The 17,045-nt window shown below is 73.4% G+C and carries 12 protein-coding genes; 8 read left to right on the top strand and 4 right to left on the bottom strand.

Features of this window, described 5'->3' with window-relative positions; genetic code table 11:
* Window positions 1-102: 102 nt before the first annotated feature.
* Window positions 103-477 (bottom strand): DoxX family protein, encoded by a 375-nt coding sequence (locus tag ACTIGN_RS32120; RefSeq protein ID WP_439631672.1) that lies wholly within the window; start codon window positions 475-477, stop codon window positions 103-105.
* Between the two features lie 110 nt (window positions 478-587).
* Here ACTIGN_RS32120 and ACTIGN_RS32115 point away from each other — a divergent pair, with 110 nt between their 5' ends.
* The 5 genes from ACTIGN_RS32115 to ACTIGN_RS32095 all read left to right on the top strand — a co-directional run bounded on the left by ACTIGN_RS32115 (window position 588) and on the right by ACTIGN_RS32095 (window position 9,015).
* Window positions 588-2,711, top strand: coding sequence for a DUF1588 domain-containing protein (locus tag ACTIGN_RS32115; protein ID WP_439631670.1), 2,124 nt, complete (start codon window positions 588-590; stop codon window positions 2,709-2,711).
* Entirely contained in the window at window positions 2,708-4,099 is a 1,392-nt protein-coding gene (locus ACTIGN_RS32110) for a DUF1552 domain-containing protein (protein ID WP_439631668.1), read from the top strand. The genes ACTIGN_RS32115 and ACTIGN_RS32110 overlap by 4 nt, the downstream gene beginning before the upstream one ends.
* Before the next feature lie 23 nt (window positions 4,100-4,122).
* Window positions 4,123-4,707: an RNA polymerase sigma factor gene (locus tag ACTIGN_RS32105; RefSeq protein WP_439631667.1), complete on the top strand. Its 585-nt coding sequence runs from the start codon at window positions 4,123-4,125 to the stop codon at window positions 4,705-4,707.
* Entirely contained in the window at window positions 4,704-6,554 is a 1,851-nt protein-coding gene (locus ACTIGN_RS32100; protein ID WP_439631665.1) for a WD40 repeat domain-containing protein, read from the top strand. Before ACTIGN_RS32105 ends, ACTIGN_RS32100 begins: the two co-directional genes overlap by 4 nt.
* A 136-nt stretch (window positions 6,555-6,690) precedes the next feature.
* Complete coding sequence (locus tag ACTIGN_RS32095) at window positions 6,691-9,015, top strand: hypothetical protein (RefSeq protein WP_439631663.1); 2,325 nt, start codon at window positions 6,691-6,693, stop codon at window positions 9,013-9,015.
* A gap of 389 nt (window positions 9,016-9,404) precedes the next feature.
* On the opposite strand, the gene ACTIGN_RS32090 is transcribed toward ACTIGN_RS32095, so the two are convergent.
* On the bottom strand, window positions 9,405-10,157 hold the full coding sequence (locus ACTIGN_RS32090; RefSeq protein WP_439631661.1) for a metallopeptidase: 753 nt from the start codon (window positions 10,155-10,157) through the stop codon (window positions 9,405-9,407).
* 117 nt (window positions 10,158-10,274) lie between these two features.
* On the opposite strand from ACTIGN_RS32090, the gene ACTIGN_RS32085 reads away from it, so the two are divergent.
* Window positions 10,275-11,021 (top strand): helix-turn-helix domain-containing protein, encoded by a 747-nt coding sequence (locus ACTIGN_RS32085; protein WP_439631659.1) that lies wholly within the window; start codon window positions 10,275-10,277, stop codon window positions 11,019-11,021.
* 164 nt (window positions 11,022-11,185) lie between these two features.
* Here ACTIGN_RS32085 and ACTIGN_RS32080 read toward each other — a convergent pair whose 3' ends face one another.
* Window positions 11,186-12,511 carry an MFS transporter gene (locus ACTIGN_RS32080; RefSeq protein WP_439631657.1) on the bottom strand — a complete coding sequence of 442 codons (1,326 nt, stop codon included), beginning with the start codon at window positions 12,509-12,511 and terminating at the stop codon, window positions 11,186-11,188.
* A 292-nt stretch (window positions 12,512-12,803) separates the two neighbouring features.
* On the opposite strand from ACTIGN_RS32080, the gene ACTIGN_RS32075 reads away from it, so the two are divergent.
* Window positions 12,804-13,313 carry a hypothetical protein gene (locus ACTIGN_RS32075; RefSeq protein WP_439631655.1) on the top strand — a complete coding sequence of 170 codons (510 nt, stop codon included), beginning with the start codon at window positions 12,804-12,806 and terminating at the stop codon, window positions 13,311-13,313.
* A gap of 194 nt (window positions 13,314-13,507) precedes the next feature.
* Here the strand turns inward: ACTIGN_RS32075 and ACTIGN_RS32070 are convergent, their stop codons facing one another.
* A complete protein-coding gene (locus ACTIGN_RS32070) occupies window positions 13,508-16,120 on the bottom strand; it encodes a beta strand repeat-containing protein (RefSeq protein WP_439631653.1) in 2,613 nt (870 codons plus the stop codon).
* Window positions 16,121-16,405: 285 nt separating this feature from the next.
* Between ACTIGN_RS32070 and ACTIGN_RS32065 the strand changes: the two genes are divergently transcribed.
* Window positions 16,406-16,927, top strand: coding sequence for a TspO/MBR family protein (locus ACTIGN_RS32065; RefSeq protein WP_439631651.1), 522 nt, complete (start codon window positions 16,406-16,408; stop codon window positions 16,925-16,927).
* Window positions 16,928-17,045: the final 118 nt, after the last annotated feature.

The following is a 17,045-nucleotide window of genomic DNA, read 5'->3' as shown; positions in this document are numbered from 1 at the left end:
GAGCGCCGAGCGAGGGTTCACGCTCTCCCCTCGCTCGGCGCTCGGGCTCGGACCGGAACGGCACACGGGGCGTGGCGGCCCGTCCGCCCACCGCCGCGTTCCCTACACCGTCGGCGGGTCGGGCCGCGTGTACCGGTGCGCCCACCAGATGAGCACGGCCTGGAGCGGGAGCCGCAGCAGGTGCAGCAGCGGCGGGGCCGGGAGGAGTTCCTGGTGCTGGTAGAGGTACACGTTCGCCGGGAACACCGCGACGAGCAGCGCGACCAGCCCCCACGCGGCGAACCGCCGGGTCCGCGGGACCACCAGCAGCACGCCGAGCGCGACCTCGCAGACGCCGCTGACCGCGACGAGTGCGGCGGGCCACGGCAGGTACGGCGGGACGATGCTCTCGTACCGGTCGGCCCGGACGAAGTGCATCACCCCGGCCAGGACCATGCCCGCCGCGAGGAGCCACCGGGGAAGTGCCGTCCAGGTCATGTCGCTGCTCCACTCCGGTGACGGACATTTCTGCGGACCCGTGTCTGCCGCGGCGGCCTCCGGGGTTCTGTCGGGTAGAACGCCCCCGAAGCTCCGCCCGGTGCCGCCGCATGCTCCGCGCCACGTTCCTCTTCGCCGCCCTGGTCGCCGCCGGTGCCCTGCTGCCCGCGGCCGAACCGCCGAAGCCGCCGGCCCCGGCCGGCGCGGCCGCGCCGGCGGGCTCCGAACTGGTCGCACTCGTAAAGGCCCACTGCGTGCGGTGCCACGGCCCGGCGAAGGCGGCCGGCGGGTTCCGCGCCGACGACCTCCCGGCCGACCTCACGCGGGACAAGGAGCGGTGGGCCGCGGTCCGCGACCAGCTCCGCGACGGGCTCATGCCGCCGCCGAAGGAGCCCCGGGTCGAGGACGCGAAGAAGCGGGCCGCGGTCGCCGCGATCACCGCCGGCCTCGGCCACCCGGTCCCGCGGCTCCCGAACCAGGGGAACCTCGTCCCGCACGAGCTGCTGTTCGGCAGGCCCGCGGCCGCCGCCAGCGTCGGGCCGGCCCGCGTGTGGCGGCTCAGCCCGGGCGGGTACGTCGGCCTCGCCCGCGAGGTCACCCGGGGCAGGCTCCCCAGCCTCGTGCAGCCGTTCACCCTCTCGGCCGAGCGCGGCATCCGCGACTTCGCCTCACTGTACACCATCGACGAACCGAGTGCCGAAGTTCTGATCCGCAACGCCGAGGCCATCGTCGACTGCCAGACCGCCTACGACATCAAGGACGGCAAGTTCGCGCCGAAGCAGGACAGCATCAGGGAGCTGACCGTTCTCGTGGACCCGAACGCGGCCCCGACCCGGGCGCAGGTCGAGGCGGCGGTGCGGACGCAGTACCGGCTCGCGATCGGCCGCGCCCCCACCGACGAGGAGGTCGGCCGGTTCCTCGGGCTGTACGAGAAGTGCCTGAAGCTCGGGGACCGGCCGGGCGCGGCGAAGACGGTGCTCCAGGCCGTGCTGCTGCGGACCGACGCGCTGTACCGCACCGAACTCGGCCGCGGGCCGGCCGACGCGACCGGCCGCCGGCGGCTCGCGCCCGACGAGGTCGCGCGGGCCGTGAGCCTGGCCCTCGGGCACGCCCGCGAGGCGGGCCTGGTCGCCGCCGCCGCGAAGGGTGAACTCGCCACCCCCGAGCAGGTCGCCGCCCACGTCCGCCGGCTCCTCGACGACCCGAAGGCCGACCGGTCCCGCGTCCTCGGGTTCTTCCGCGAGTTCTTCGAGTACGGCAACGCGCCGCTCGTGTTCAAGGACCGGCAGAGGGACCTGCACCACGTGCCGACCCAGTACGTCGCCGACACGGACCGCCTGATCCTGCACGTCCTCGCGGCCGACAAGGACGTGCTCCGCGAACTGCTCACCACCCCGGTGACGTTCGCGAACTACGCGACGGGGAAGAACAAGCAGAAGGGCGTCGAGGAGTCGAAGCAGGCCGTCGTCCTGAACCCGAACAACAACAAGGGCCAGAAGAACGTCGAGACGGTGTACGGGTTCGAGCAGTGGCCGGCCCAGCAGCCGGCCCCGGTCCCGGCCGACACGCGGCTCGGGGTGCTGATGCAGCCGAGCTGGCTCGTGGCGTGGAGCACGAACTTCGACAACGACCCGGTCCGCCGGGGCCGGTGGGTCCGCGAGCGGCTCCTCGGCGGCACCGTGCCGGACCTGCCCATCGGCGTCGACGCGCAGGTGCCCGACGACCCGCACCGCACGCTCCGCGACCGGCTCACCGTCACCCGCGACCAGCGGTGCTGGAAGTGCCACCAGCGGATGGACGAGCTCGGGCTCCCGTTCGAGCAGTTCGACCACTTCGGCCGGTTCCGCACCGCCGAGCCCGTGGTGGACCCCGACGCCACCGCCAAGAACGTGGACAAGAAGGGCAAGCCGCTCGGCCCGGTGTTCAAGGAGGCGCCGCTCGTCACCACCGGCGCGGTCGCCGACAGCGGCGACCCGGCGCTCGACGGCACCGCCCGCGACCCCCGCGAGTTCGTGCGGAAGCTCGCCGCGTCGGACCGGGTCCGCCAGGTGTTCGTCCGCCACGCGTTCCGCTACTACCTGGGCCGCAACGAGGCGCTCAGCGACGCCCGCACGCTCCAGGCCGCCGACCGGGCCTACGTCGCGAGCGGCGGCAGCTTCAAGGCCCTCGTCGCGGCCCTCCTGACCAGCGACAGCTTCCTCTACCGCGCCCCCGCCGAAGGAGCCAGCAAGTGACGACCGAACTGACCCGCCGCGCCCTGCTCCGCGACGCCGCCCTCGGGGCCGGCGCGACGGTCCTCGGGCCGGCCCTCGCCCGCGTCGCCGCCCACGCCGCCGGCGACGCCGCGGCCGCGTCCCCGACCCGGGTGGTGTTCGTCACCCAGAGCAACGGGTTCCACCCGGCCCACATGTGCCCGGCCGGGTGGAAGCTGGAGCCCAACGGGAGCCCGCCCGCGAACACCGACCTCGTGGAGGTCGCGCTCAAGGACCGGGACCTGCACGCCGCGCTCGACCCGTTCGCCGCGTTCAAGGACAAGGTCACCCTCATCCGCGGGCTGTCCGGGAAGGTGGGGTCCGGGTCGGCCGACCACTCCGGCGGGTTCGCCGCCCTGGGGTGCTACAACGGCAAGAACGGCCCCGCGGGTCAGACCATCGACTCGGCGCTGGGCGACGCGCTGCCGGCACCGTTCCGGCACGTCGCCGTCGGCCTCGGCGGCAAGCCCGAGACGGTGATGAACCACCTGCTCTCGGTGTCCGCCCCCGGCAAGGTGCAGCCCATCGTGTGCTCGCCGGACCTGGCGTACAAGTCGCTGTTCGGCAGCGTGGCCGGCGGGGCCGCCCGGGCCGCGTTCGACCGGAAGACGCACCTGCTCGACTTCCTGGCCGACGACGTGAAGCGGTCCCGGGCCGCGCTGGCCGCCGGCGAGCGGGAGAAGTTCGACCAGTACGTCCAGGCGCTCGAGACGCTGCACGCCCGGCAGACGGAGCTCCTCGCCCGCGAGGACGCGATCAAGCGGGCCGCCCCGAAGCTCGGCGACAAGCAGGCCGCGGACAAGTCGAGCCTGATCCTCGAGGCCCAGTTCGAGATCGCCGCCGCGGCGCTGGCCGCGGGCCTCACCCGCTCGGTGACCCTCGCGTCCGGCGGCGGGAGCCAGGCGATGTTCGGCACGTTCCCCGAGTTCGGCATCCGCGACCTGCACGCCATCGGCCACGGCGGCGCGCAGGACGGCAAGACCTACGAGGAGTGCTTCGTCGAGCTGCGGCGGTTCCACTGCAAGCTCATCGCGGGGCTCGTGAAGTCGCTGTCGGCCGTGAAGGAGGGGAGCGGCACCGCGATGGACAACACGGTGATCGTGTACCTGTCGGACTCGGCCGAGAGCCACCACGCCCGGTTCGAGGACTGGCCGGTGGTGGTGATCGGCACGCTGGGCGGGAAGCTGAAGCCGGGCGGCCGGTTCCTCCAGTACCCCGGGTACAAGCGGTCCCAGAAGCACAAGACGCTGGCGAGCCTGTACACGACGCTGCTGCACGCCGCGGGCAAGCCCCGGGACACCTTCGGCGCCCCCGACCTGACGCTGAAGGACCTGGACCAGACCGGCCCGCTGTCCGAACTGCTCGCGTGACCCGACCCTGACGGAGGCGGCCCGTGACGCGGCCCCCCGACGCCCCGGCGACCACCCCCGACGCGGACCGCATCGTGCGCGCGGTCCTCGCCGGGGACACGCGCGCGTTCGCGGACCTCGTGCGCATGTACGAGCCGGACCTGTGGCGGATCGCCGCCGCGCTGCTCCGGGACCGCAGCGCGACCGAGAACCTGGTGCAGCAGGCGTTCATCGACGCCTACACGCACCTCGACCAGTACCGCCCGGGGACCGACTTCGGCGCGTGGGTCCGCACGGTCGCCCGGAACCGGCTCCGCAAGGAGCTGCGGACCGCGTCCCGCGAGGACCGCAAGCTGGCCGCGTACCGCGAGCAACTGGCCGCCCGGCTCCGGGCCGGGGCCGACGAGCCCGGCGGCGACGCCGACCTGTACCTCGCGGCCCTCCGCGACTGCCGCGGCCAGCTCCCGGCCGCCGACGCGGCCGTGATCGCGATGCGGTACGAGAAGGGGCTGGGGTTCGAGGCGATCGCCGCCCGCCGCGGCCAGTCGCCCGAGGCCGTTCAGCGCATGGTGTCCCGCATCCGGTTCCGCCTCCGGGCCTGCATCGAGGGGAAGTTGAGCCCGCCATGACCCGCACCGACGACCTCACCGCCCGGCTCCTCGACGGCACCCTGACGGACGCCGAGGCGGCCGAACTCGAAGCCCTGGTCGCCGCCGACCCGGCGGCCCGCGCCGCGCACCTCGCGGCGCTGACGCTGGAGGCGGCCCTCCGCGGGCTCCGCACCGACTTCGACCCGGCCTTCGCCCGCGACACCGCGGCCCGGATCGAGGCCGACCGCGGCGAGCGGGTCGCGGCCGGGGTGCTGGCCGAGATCGCCGCCCGGCCCGCCCCGGCGTGGGACCGCCGCCCCGCACGCCGGCCCGCCCGGTGGGCCGCCTGGGCCGCGCTCACGGCCGCCGTGCTCGTCGGCGCGTGGGTCGCGATCCGCCCCGCGGGCGGCCCCGGCCCGGCCCCGGGCCCGATCGCGAACCCGCCCGAGGTCGCCCGGATCACGCTGCTGTCCGGGTCCGTCGAGGTGGTCGGGTCGGGCGAGGTGCTCGGGGCCGGCGCGGCGCTCGCCGCGGGCCAGACGATCCGCACCGTCGGGGACGACAGCGCCGCGGTCGTCGAGTTCGCGGACCGGACCCGGCTCGAACTGCACGCCGACACCGAGGTGCGGCTCACGGCCGGCGGCGACGGGGGCGACGCGCCGCGGAAGGCGTACCTCGTGTACGGGCAGGTGAGTGCGGTCGTCGGCAGCGGCGAGACGGTGGTCAGCACCGGGGCGGCCGACGCCGCCGCCCGCAACGGCACGTTCTCGATGTGGGCCAGCGGGCCGACCTCGGCGCGGGTCGAGTCGAAGGACGGCGACGTGCAGGTGACCCGCGGCGAGCCGGGCGAGGCGGCCGCGCCGGTGGCCCTCGGGCCGGGCCGGGCCGCGTTCGTCCGCGACGAGGTCGCGCCGATCACCGTCGAGCCCGCGCTCCGCGTGCACACCGTCCCCCGCGACGTGCTCGACTTCCGCGGCGCGTACAGCGTGGCGTTCACCCCGGACGGGGGCGAGGTGTGGGCCGGGTCGGCGAAGCAGCTCGTGCGGTGGCGGGTCGGCCCCGGGGCCGCCGGGCCGCGGGTGCTCCGCGACCTGTACCTCACCCCGAACGGCAACGACGGGCACTTCGGCCTCCTCTCCGCCGACCGCGGCACCCTCGTGAGCTGCGCCGTCGACGACCGGCAGGACCGGGTCCTGGTGCGGACCCTCCCGGCGGGCACCGTGCGGGCCGCGCTCCCCGTGCGGGTGCCCGAGTTGCGGTTCGCGTGCGTCGCCCCGGACGGCGCGTGGGTCGCGACCCTGTTCCAGAAGCCGGCCCGCCGGCTCCGGGTGTGGGACGCGGGCACCGGCCGCGAGCGGTTCGCCCTCGACTGGGACGGGTACGCCGCGGCCGCCACGCCCGACGGCCGGTTCCTCGCGGTGGACGCCGCCGACTACCGGCGGTCGGGCAACAACGCGGTCGCGTTCCTCGACCCCGCGACCGGGGAGCGCGCGTTCGCCCTGCCGACCGCCCGCAAGTCGGTGACCGCGATGGCGTTCACCCGCGACGGCCGGTACATGGCCGCGGGCAGCAACGGCGCGGTTCAGCTCTGGGACGTGCCCGCGCGGAAGCTGGTCCGGACCATCGAGGGGTTCGAGCGGGCCGTGACCGCCCTGGGGTTCTCGCCCGACGGCGCGCTCGTCGCCGCCGGGATGGGCGACGGGCAGGCGTGGGTCTGGTCGGTGGCGACCGGCCGCCGGGTGCAGGTCATCGAGACCGGCGACCGCGGCGTGCGCTCGATCGTGTTCAGCCCCGACGGCACGGCGCTCGCGGCGGCGGCCAGCCGCGCGCCCGTCACGCTCTGGGACGTGGCCCCCGAACCGGCCGACGCCCCCCCGGGGCTGTGACGCGCCGCTGCTCGGTTACATCATCGGTGGTTGGCGGCCCGCGTGAGGCCAACGATTCCACCGAGCAACGCGCTGCCCGGACGGTTCGAGTTTCGAGTTCAAAGTTGGGCGACCGCCCTTCGCACCGAGGATGGACATGCGTGTCTTGTTCGCGTTCGCCGCGCTCGCGGCCCTCGCCGCCCCCGCCCCCGCGCAGCCCAAGCCCGACCGCACCTGGAAGCCGCCCGCCGACGGGGTCGAGGTGGTCGCCGCGACGTTCCTCGGCGGCAAGGGGACCGAGTGGCTCGCGTCCGGCGGGTTCCAGCCCGACGGCCGCGTGGTCCTCGTCGGCAACGTCCTCGGGCCGACGTTCGAGGTGCCGGTCAAGGTCGGCGTCATCGGCACCGACCTCCCGGCCCCGGCCGAGCCCAAGCCGGTCCCGGCAATGGACGGGAACAAGCCCAAGGTGGACAAGGACGGGAAGCCGGTGATGGAGCGGCCGTCGTGGCGGCACGACGGGGTCACCGCGTTCGTCGCGCTCTACTCGGCGGACCTGAAGGTGCTCCAGTCCGTCGCCCGGTTCCCGTGGGCCGCGGGGGCCGCGACCGCCGCCGCGGTCGGGCCGGACGGGTCGATCTACGTCGCGGGCCGGGCCGGCGACGGCATCGCCAAGCTCGGCGGCGACATGGCCGAGCTCCCGGCGGTCCCCGGCGACGGCAAGGGCGCGCGGTGCCGGCACTCCTTCGTCGCCCGGCTCGCTCCGGACGCCACGCGGGCCGTGTGGGTCCGCCACGTCGCCGGGCCGGCGTCGGCCCCGACCGTGGCCCTCGCCGCCGACGGGAAGGTGCTGTTCGGCGCGGGGAACCAGCACGTCCTCGACGCCGCCGGCAAGTTGGTCGCCACCGTCACCGTCCCCGGCGGGCTGAAGCCGACCTCGTCCGTGAGCCCGACCGACGGCACCGTCGCGGTCGGCGGCGAGCACCACTGGGCGACCGGCCGCGAGCCGTGGCGGTGCCCGACCCTGAACCTGTACACCGCGGACGGCACCCTGCGGCACCAGCTCTACGACTGGGGCGGCCCGTACGTCGGCCTCGACAACTGCCGCCAGGTGTCCGACACGGCGGTGCGGTACGTCACCCACGACGCCAGCGGCGGGATCCTGATGTACCTGTGGTCCGACGGCGGCAACAGCGTCGCCACCACCGAGCCGTTCGACGTGCGGCTGCCCGTGAAGCCGAAGGGGCTCGGGCTCACCGCCGCCGGGGCGGGGGTGCTGAGCTGCGTGTACCTGATCCGCCTCGACCCGAAGGACCACCACGTGACCAGTTGGACGTTCTGGTCGGCGGCCGGGTCGAACAACAAGCCGAACAGCTCGTGGGTCGACCAGATGGCCCGCGCGCCGGACGGGTCCCTGGCGTTCGCCGGGCGGTCGGCGTGGGGCGTGTGGCAGACGAAGGACCGGCTCACCGGGGCCGAGCCGCAGGGCGACTACGTCGCGGTCCTGTCCGAGGACTTCACCGGCCTGCGGTTCTCGTCCGTCGTCCCCGGCACCGGCGCGGCCGAGGTGACCGAGGGCGCGTCGAACCGCGGCAGCGGGTGGGCCGTCGCCACCGGCACCGTGAAGGGGAAGAGCCGCGTCCTGTTCCTGGCCGGGGCGACCGAGGGCCGCAAGGACGGCGACGAGACGGCCGCCACGCCGACCCGGAACGCCGCCCAGGAGAAGTTCGGCGGGGGCCTGTCCGACGGGTACGCGCTGCTCCTCGAACTCGCCCTGCCGGCCGCGAAGCCGGCCCCGGCCCCGGCACCCGCGGCCGCCCCGGCCCCCGGCGGCCCGACCCGCGCCGCGTTCGAGAGCGCCCGGGGCCGCGACCCGAAGGCCAAGCCCGGCCCCGCCCCCGCCGAGGGGACCGTGTTCCACTTCAGCCCGACGTTCCCGAAGTACGTGACGGTCGACGCCGAGATGCGCGACCGGACCGGCAAGCTCTGGCCGGCGTTCCTGTGCGGCAAGCCGGTCGACGGCACCCTCACGGTCCGCGCCGGCGGCCCGGAGGCGAAGCTCACCGTGGCGTGTACCACCCTGGCCCAGCCCAACGGCGACCGCGGCGCGCGGCTGATCGGGGCGCTCGTGACCGACCCGAAGACCCCGCCGCCGCTGACGCTGGCGATCGACGCGCTCGGGCCGCAGAAGTCCGCCGAGGTCAAGACGACCGACAACAAGGGGAAGGAGGTCGTCCGCGTGGTCAACTACCACGAGGCGAAGGGGACGCTCACGCTCGGCGACAAGAAGGTGGCCGTCGCCCCGAAGGTGACGGTGGGGTACGCCGGGCCGAAGGACGGGCCGCCGGACGCCGTGCGGCTGAACGCCTACGTGACCCTGAGGGCTGCCGACCTGGGCCTGACCGGGGCCGGGGCGGACGGCACGGTGGACGTGCGGGTGGGGATGAGCGGCACCCTCAGCGCCGGCCCGAAGCCGAAGAAGTGACCGAAGTCCGGCGGGCGGCGGGACCAGCCCACCGCCCGCCCGGCAGTGATACACGAACCCGGTGGTGTTGTTTGATTCTGGTGGCACAGTCCTCTGGCCTGTGTGGGCGATCACAGGCCAGAGGCCTGTGCCACCAGGCCCAAAAATGCGACACCCTGACCGAGCCCGGGTCTCATACCAAGTCCGGTTGATCCGTACCCGTTGCACCGTGGGTTGTTGCCCTCCCCCCTGGTGGGGGAGGGTGGCGAGGCTCTGCGAGCCGGGTGGGGGGAACGCCTCCACACGTGGCGAAGCCTGTCCCCCCCACCCGCCACTCGAAGACTCGTGGCGACCTCCCCCACCAGGGGGGAGGTCAACAACCGACGTACACGAATCAATCGAACTTGGTGTCACGGCTTCGCGGCCTTCGGCTTCCCCTCCCAGATGTGGGCCATCAGCTCGTAGACCTCCAGTTCGGACTCCTTCAACTCGCCGCGGTTGAACGGGTAGAAGTCGTTCGCGCCGAAGTAGCTCTCGGTCATCTCCGCGAAGAACTCCTTGTGGTTCGTCAGCGCGTAGTGCTTGGTGCGGTTCCCGTTCCACAGCATCGTCTTCTCGCCGCGGCCGCCCTTCTTGTAGTTCTCGAACGCCTCCTTCACCCGCGGCTCGTCGAACCCGAGCACCTGGTCGTGGTAGGCGTGGGCCAGCTCGTGCAGGATCACGAACGGCATCTCGCTGACGTTCCGCCGCGTGGCCACGTCGGCGGCGCACGGCAGGTGGACGCACTTCGCCAGGTCCGGCGAGTACCCGTTGTCCTTGAGCCACCCGGCGCCCGGGTGGTACTGCATCGGCTTCAACTTGCCGTGCGTCAGGTCGAGGACGATCGGCACCGCCTGGAGCTTCTTCACCTTGTCGGCCGGGACGACGATCTTGACCTCGGCGAGCTTCGCTTCGAGGAACCGCAGCGCCTTCTTGCCGACCTCGGCGTTCGGCTCTTGCAGGAGCCGGTCGTCGACCCGCACGGTCCACCCCTCGACGTCGCGCTCGGTGCGCGAGGTCGGCTTGGCCGGTTCGGGGGAGTCCTTCGCGCCCTTGTCCTCCGCCGCCGCGAGTGTACCGGCCGCGAGCAGACACGCGCCGACCGCCAGGTGGAACCGGGACATCGCATCGCCCTCGTGGTTTCGAGATATAACGACGATGCTACCCCCGCGGCCGCGGCCGCTCTTGTCGGTTCCGCCAGCGGCCGCTGTAATCCGCGCACACCCCGCCCGGGTGCCCCCATGCCCACCCCGTCCGCGGCGCTGCTCGCCCGGCTCGCCACGCCGTACACCGCCGAGGCGCTGTTCGACTGCCTCCTCGACGTCGTGTACTTCGTGAAGAATGAGCGGGCCGAGTACGTCGTCGTGAACCGCACCCTCGCCGACAGGTGCGGGGTCCGCGACAAGCGCGACCTCATCGGCAAGACCGCCGTCCAGGTGGCCCCGCCGCCGCTCGGCCGCACGTCGTGGGAGCAGGACGTCGCCGTGCTGCGGACCGGGGTGCCGGTGCTCAACCAGCTCGAACTGCACGTGTACCCGAGCGGGCAGGCCGGGTGGTGCCTGACCGACAAGTTCCCGCTGTGCGACGCGGCCGGGAAGGTGATCGGGCTCGCGGGCGTGTCGCACGACCTGCACGCGCCGGACGAGTCGGCCGGGCAGTACCGCTCGGTCGCGGCCGCCGTGGGCCACGCGCGCGAGAACCTGGACCGCCGCCTGACCGCGGGCGAGCTGGCCGGCGTCGCGGGGCTGTCGGTGTACCAGCTCGACCAGCGCATCCGCCGGCTGTTCCGGCTCACGACCGGGCAACTGCTGCTGAAGTTCCGCATGGACGCGGCCGCCGAGCAGCTCCGCGACACGGACCGGCCGGTGTCGCAGGTCGGGCTCGCGTGCGGGTTCGCCGACCAGAGCGCGTTCGCCCGGCAGTTCCGCCGCACCACCGGCCTGACCCCCGGCGAGTACCGGCGGACGTTCGGCACCGGCCCGGGGTGACGCCGCCCGGACGAACGTCGGTCGCTCGCTCCGCGAGTGTCACCCAATCGCAGGGATTCGTTTCTTTGTTGGTGGGGCAGGCATTCGTGCCTGCCTCCAGACGCCTTCGGAGGCAGGCAAGAATGCCTGCCCCACCAGGAGCAACTGATCCACGCGATTCGGTGTCACGCGCCCTCGGCCCCGCGGCCCGGGGGCCACAGCCACAGGAGCAGCACGAACGCCACCAGCGGCGCGACGCCGATCGCGCCGAGGACCGGCTCGTAGGACTTCGTGAGGTCGGTGAGGTAGCCCTCGACCGGGTACGCCAGTGCGAGCGCGCCGTGGGCGCACATCCCGAGCGACCCGGACACCTTCCCCTGGTGCGCCGCCGAGAGCTCCTGGCTCAGCGCGAAGTACGTCGGGAACAGCCCCATCGCGCCGAACGCGACCACGAGCAGCCCGAGTTGCAGCGGGACGCCGTTTGGGAGGAACGGCACCGCGACCGTCGCCAGCGTGCAGGCCGCGCAGAACCCGTAGGCCAGCACGCGGCTCCGGTGGACCGCGGTCCCCCGGCGGCACAGCACGAGCGTCACCCCGCCCACGGTCCACGACCCGATGTCGGCCACGACGTAGTACAGCGTGGTGAACTGGCTCATCTCCTTCTCGCTGAACCCCCGCTGCTCCTGGAGGTACAGCGGGAGCCACGTGCGGTACCCGTGCCAGGTGACGTTGATGCCGATGGACATGGCGAACAGGATCCAGAACCGCGCGTCGCGGAGCACGTCGCGGAAGTGGACGAGGCCCGCGCCGGCGACCGACTCCTCGGCCGGCCGCAGCATCGCCCGCGGCACGGTGAGGAACCACAGCGCGATCCACACGACCCCGAGCGAGCCGATGACGCGGAACGGGTACTTCCAGGTGTCGGTCGGCGCGTCGGCGACGGCCGCGAACGTGCCCCCGGTCACGGACACGATCGCGTTGCGGACCGGCTCGCCCGGGTCGGCCGACCGGAGCAGCGCGAGCACCACGAGCGGCGCTACGACCGCCCCGAGCGCCGTGCCGCTCTGGAACAGCGAGTTCCCCAGCGACCGCTCCTCGCGGCGGAGCACGGCCCGGGTCGTCTTCATCCCGCACGGCCAGTTCCCGGCCTCGAACAGCCCGAGCGCGAACCGGCACCCGAGGAGCATCCAGAACCCGGACGCGAACCCGGTGAGCACCCCCGCGGCCGACCACCCGAGGACCATGACCGGGTACACCCACCGCACGCTCACCCGGTCCACGAGCCACCCGGTGGAGACCGCCCCGATGGCGAACGCGACCGAGAACGCGCTCTCGAGGTAGCCGTACTCCTGGTTGTTCAGGTCGAAGTAGAGCTTGATCCGCCGGGCCATTTGGTTGAGGGCCATGCGGTCCATATAGTTAATGACGGTCGCCAGCATCAGCAGCAGGCACACCCACCAGCGCCACGGGGACGGGGCGACCTGCGGGGGGGAGTCGGTCGAGGGTGTCATTCGCGGCTCGGGGAGGAAGCGGTCCCCGACACGTTACCCGAGCGGCCCGCGCGAGGCCAGCGGTTGCAAAGTAGGTCACTCGCTCCGCGAGTGACACCAACCGCGACCCGCGGCTCACCGGTACTGGTCGTTGCGCCGGGGTGCGACTCGCGGAGCGAGTCGCCTACTTTGGTGGGCCACTCGCTCCGCGAGCGACACCGATTGATTCTGGTGGCACGGGCCTCTGGCCTGTGGAGCCGGCACCACAGGCCAGAGGCCCGTGCCACCAGACACATTGTTTGAGGGCACGTCCATGGGTCCGACCGCACAGGCACCGAAGCTCCCCGTTCACCCGCTCGCGCTGGGCGCGTTCGCCCTGTCGCTGGTCGCGCTGCTGCTCGCGTCGTACGGGTCGCTGTACGCCGAGAAGCACCTCGCCGGGAGCCCGCTCCGCGAGGCCCGCGGGTCGGCCGGGCTGCCCGCCGAACCGGCGCACTGGTACGACCGCGCCCTGAGCCGCGGCGAGGCGACCGTGTTCGGGGGCCGCATCGACAGCAAGGTGCTCGCGCTCACGACCCGGTCGAAGGTCGCGAACTACTCGCTCCAGATGGTCGCGTTCGTGGCGCCGCTCGTGGCGGGGGTCGTCGCGGCGCTGCTCGGCGGGTGGGCGATGACCGCGATCGAGCGCAGCGCCACGCGGTACGGCGGGAGCTTGCAGGCCGTGTTCGCACAACTCATCGGGTCGTTCGCGGCCGTCATCGCCGGGTGCATGGTGCTCAGCTACTACGTCTGGCCGCTGCTCCCGTCGCTCTACACGACGTGAGTTCAGGAGTTCCGCGCTTCGAGGTTCAAAGCGGAAACTGCCCGGTCGAGATCCTCACCGGTTGGCGGCCCGTGCGAGGCCAACGACTCCTACCGAATCCGGTTGATCCGCACCCGTCGCACCGTGTGTTCTTGCCCTCCCCCACTGGTGGGGGAGGGCAGGAACACACGGCTACCGATCGCTCGGATCTGGCATCACACCCCGTCGATGGTCACCCCGCCCCCAAGGACCGACAGCCCGAACCCGCCCGCGAGCGCCGCGCCCGACAGCGGGTCGAGGTACGCGACGCCGGACGCGGCCGACTGCGTGATGAGGGCGAGGTTGCTCGCGCCGCTCCCGCTGACGCCGACGGCCGCGATCGCGTGGTTCAGCACGCCGGTGCCCACGAGGTAGCTCTTCGCGGCCCCCCCGCCCGGCCCGGTGCTGGTGAGGGTCGCGAGGCCCGTGCCCGTGTCGACCGCGAACGCCGCGACCCGCACGCGGACGTCGCCGGGGGCCGACAGCGGGTCGAGGGCCGTGACCACGAGCGCGTGCAGCCCGTCGCCGTCCGGGTCCACGAGCGCCACCCGGGCGTCGCGCTCCAGCACCCCGCCCGGGGCGACCGCCCCCTGGAACGGGGCGAACGCGCCGGCCGCCGGGCCGTTGAGGTCCAGTTCCTCCAGGTCCTGCCCGGTGAACCGGAACACCTTCAGCTTGATGCTCTTGTTCGGGTTCCCCGGCGCGACCGGGCCGCCGCGGGTCACCGCGACCTCGGCCGCGGTGTCGCCGTCGAGGTCGCCGACCGCGACCACCACGCCCTTCTGGTACGTCGGCCCGAACGGGGTGAACGTCGAGCCGATGTTGCTGTCGTCGCTCCCGTCGGCGTCGGTCCCGGCCTGGACCACGACCATGCGGCCGTACTCGACGAGCCCGGCCGCCCCCACGTTGCCGCGGGTGCCGGCGATCAGCTCCACGCTCCCGTTCCCGTCCACGTCCCCGGCCGCGATGTTCAGCCCGTTGACGTAGGGGCCGCTCGTGCCGCCGGGGCCGCTCGTCGTAGCGAACGGGGTGAACGTGTGGAGCAGGGCCGGGGGCGTGCCGGCCAGCAGCGCGGCCCCGTCGTACACGAACACCCTGCCGGCCTTGTCGGCCGCCAGCCCCCGCACGCCGGCCGGGCTCGCGGCCGCGACCCACACGTCCGCGACCGTGTCGCCGTTCAGGTCGCCCAGCGCGACGCTCACCAGCCCCGTGTACTGCGCGCCGCCCGGGGCGTCGAGCGGCCGGAAGTTCGCCGCGACCACGGCCCCGGTCGCCGCGTCCACCAGCCGCACCGAGCCGTTCGACGCGCCGACCGCGAGCACCCCCGCGGCCGTCGAGGTCGAACCGGACACCGCGTGGGCGAGGGGCGTCGCCTCGTCGCCGAACCACGTCAGGTCCACGGCGTCGCTGTAGATCGCGCGGATCGCGTGCGCGCCGGCGGTCAGCCCCGGGATCGCGTAGCTCGCGGTGCCGTTCGTCACCGCCACCGTCGTGAGGTAGTCGTCACCGTCGAGGAACGACACGAACCCGGTCGTCACCGGGCCGCCGCTCGCGGGGGTGACGGTCGCGGTGAACGTCGGCGTGGTGCCGACCTCGCTCGTCGCCGGGCCGGCCAGCGTGACCGTCGTGCCGACGAGCCCGTTCGCCAGGACCGCCACGGCGTCGCCCGAGTCGTACTGCGTCACGGCGAGGTCCGGGCGGCCGTCGCCGTTGAAGTCGCCGGCCCCGAGCCCGTTCGCGCCGGTGATCGCCGCGTAGGGGACCTGGCCGAGGAGGTTGCCGCCGCCGTTGTTCATCAGCGCCGCCACCTCCCCGGTGCTCGACACCCCGAACACGACGTCGGGCAACTGGTCACCGTTGAAGTCGCGGATCACGACGCCCGTCGGGGCCGGGTCCACGGTGACCGGCGGCTGGGCCGCGAACGTCCCGCCGCCGGTGTTGAAGAACGCCCGGATGGTGTTGCCGGTGGTGTTGGTCGTCGGGTCGAACGTGTTCGACGCGACGAGGTCGGGTGCGCCGTCCTCGTTCAGGTCGCCGGCCGCGAGGAACGTGGTGCCGAGTTGGCCGGCGTCGAGTGTCCCGGCGAGGGCGAACCCCCCGGCCCCGTTGTTCAGGAGCACGCCCACGGTCCCGTCGATCTGGTTGGCGACGGCGAGGTCGAGGTCCGCGTCGCCGTCGAAGTCGGCGGCCACGATCACGTTGCCGCCGGTGCCGCCGCTCGACACGGTGACCGCGGCCGCGAACCCGCCGGCCGGCTGGTTCAGGAACACGCTCACCCCGCCGCCGTAGTTCGAGACCGCGAGGTCGCCCCGGCCGTCGCCGTTGAAGTCGCCGGCGACGACGTGCGTGGCGTTCGTGCCGGCGGTGAGCACCTGGCCGGCAGTGAACTTCCCGGTGCCGTCGTTGGTCATGATCACGACGTTGTTCGTCGAGCCCTCGTTGAGCACCACGGCCAGGTCGAGGTCGGCGTCGCCGTCGGCGTCGAGGGCCACGACCCCCTCCGGGGCGCGGTTCCCGGCGGACGCGTCGACGGTGAACTTCGCGGCCGCGGCGAACGTGCCGGTCCCGGTGCCGAGCGCGACCGACACGGTGCTCGGGTTCGAGCTGCCGTAGTTGGTGACGGCGAAGTCGAGCTTGCCGTCGCCGTTGAAGTCGGCCACCGCCAGGACGGTGGTGTCCGGCCCGAGGTTGGCGTCGGTGATCGTCGCGGGGGCGTCGAACAGCCCGGCCGGGGTGTCGCGGCGCTCGAGCGGGTGAACGGCGAGGACGGTTCTGGGGGCGCGGCGCATCGGGGGTCCTCGTTGGGGGGCGCGGCCTCGGGGGCACGAAACGCGCTCGCGAACTGCTTGGTCGATTAGTGGACCGTTATTGCGAACGGTTCTACGGCGGCAGAATCGATTGTACGTCCCCGGTCGCGCTCCTGGTAGAAGCGGCCCCCAACCCCCGAGGCGGACACGCAGTTTCACTTTGTGGGGCCCCTTTTCCCGCCGGGACCGGGTTTGGCACCCGGTGAGCATAACTCTCCCTTCATCGCCGCGGGCCCGGCACCGGCCCGACTAACGGAGGACGCACCCGTGACAGCCGCGCCCCTGTACGCGCCCATTGGCAACGGCCGCCGCCCGGCCCCGTGGGTCGGCGCGGCGGCGCTCGTCGCCGCCGTCGTCGCCGTCGCGGCGATCGGCGGGTCGATGATGACCGGCGTGGTCCGCGAGTGGTACGACACGCTCCCGAAGCCCGAGTGGACCCCGCCCGACTGGGTGTTCGGCCCGGTGTGGGCGCTCCTCTACACGATGATGGCGGCCGCCGCGGCCATCGTGTGGCGGGAGAAGGACCGCGACGAGATCGGCTGCCCGGTGTGGGCGTTCTCGATCCAGTTGGCCCTGAACCTCGCGTGGAGCGTGCTGTTTTTCGGCCTGCGCAGTCCGCTTCTCGGGTTCCTCGACATCTGCCTGCTGTGGGTCGCCGCGGGCGTCACCATGACGCAGTTCTTTCTGGTTTCGCGGGCCGCCGGGTGGCTCATGCTCCCGTACTGGCTGTGGGTGAGCTTCGCGGCCGTGCTGAACGGGTCGATCGTGCTCCTCGCGGCGCACTCGTGAGGCGATTGGCACGCGGCGTGCACTAGATGATCCCGTTCCCGCGACGCGGGACACAAACTGAGACAAGCCCGCCGGGTTACGGCGGACCACATAGATCGACCGGGTCCGAGCTAGCCTA

The organism is Gemmata sp. (assembly GCF_051859125.1).
Lineage (GTDB): Bacteria > Planctomycetota > Planctomycetia > Gemmatales > Gemmataceae > Gemmata.
Note: the sequence above shows the minus strand (reverse complement) of the source record. Positions and strands in the feature narration are given on the sequence as shown.

Bases quoted from the DNA above. Each gene is read 5' to 3' on its own strand.
- ACTIGN_RS32120 (WP_439631672.1), bottom strand. From the start codon at position 477: ATGACCTGGACGGCACTTCCCCGGTGGCTCCTCGCGGCGGGCATGGTC.
- ACTIGN_RS32115 (WP_439631670.1), top strand. From the start codon at position 588: ATGCTCCGCGCCACGTTCCTCTTCGCCGCCCTGGTCGCCGCCGGTGCC.
- ACTIGN_RS32100 (WP_439631665.1), top strand. From the start codon at position 4,704: ATGACCCGCACCGACGACCTCACCGCCCGGCTCCTCGACGGCACCCTG.
- ACTIGN_RS32095 (WP_439631663.1), top strand. From the start codon at position 6,691: ATGCGTGTCTTGTTCGCGTTCGCCGCGCTCGCGGCCCTCGCCGCCCCC.
- ACTIGN_RS32090 (WP_439631661.1), bottom strand. From the start codon at position 10,157: ATGTCCCGGTTCCACCTGGCGGTCGGCGCGTGTCTGCTCGCGGCCGGT.
- ACTIGN_RS32085 (WP_439631659.1), top strand. From the start codon at position 10,275: ATGCCCACCCCGTCCGCGGCGCTGCTCGCCCGGCTCGCCACGCCGTAC.
- ACTIGN_RS32080 (WP_439631657.1), bottom strand. From the start codon at position 12,511: ATGACACCCTCGACCGACTCCCCCCCGCAGGTCGCCCCGTCCCCGTGG.
- ACTIGN_RS32075 (WP_439631655.1), top strand. From the start codon at position 12,804: ATGGGTCCGACCGCACAGGCACCGAAGCTCCCCGTTCACCCGCTCGCG.
- ACTIGN_RS32070 (WP_439631653.1), bottom strand. From the start codon at position 16,120: ATGCGCCGCGCCCCCAGAACCGTCCTCGCCGTTCACCCGCTCGAGCGC.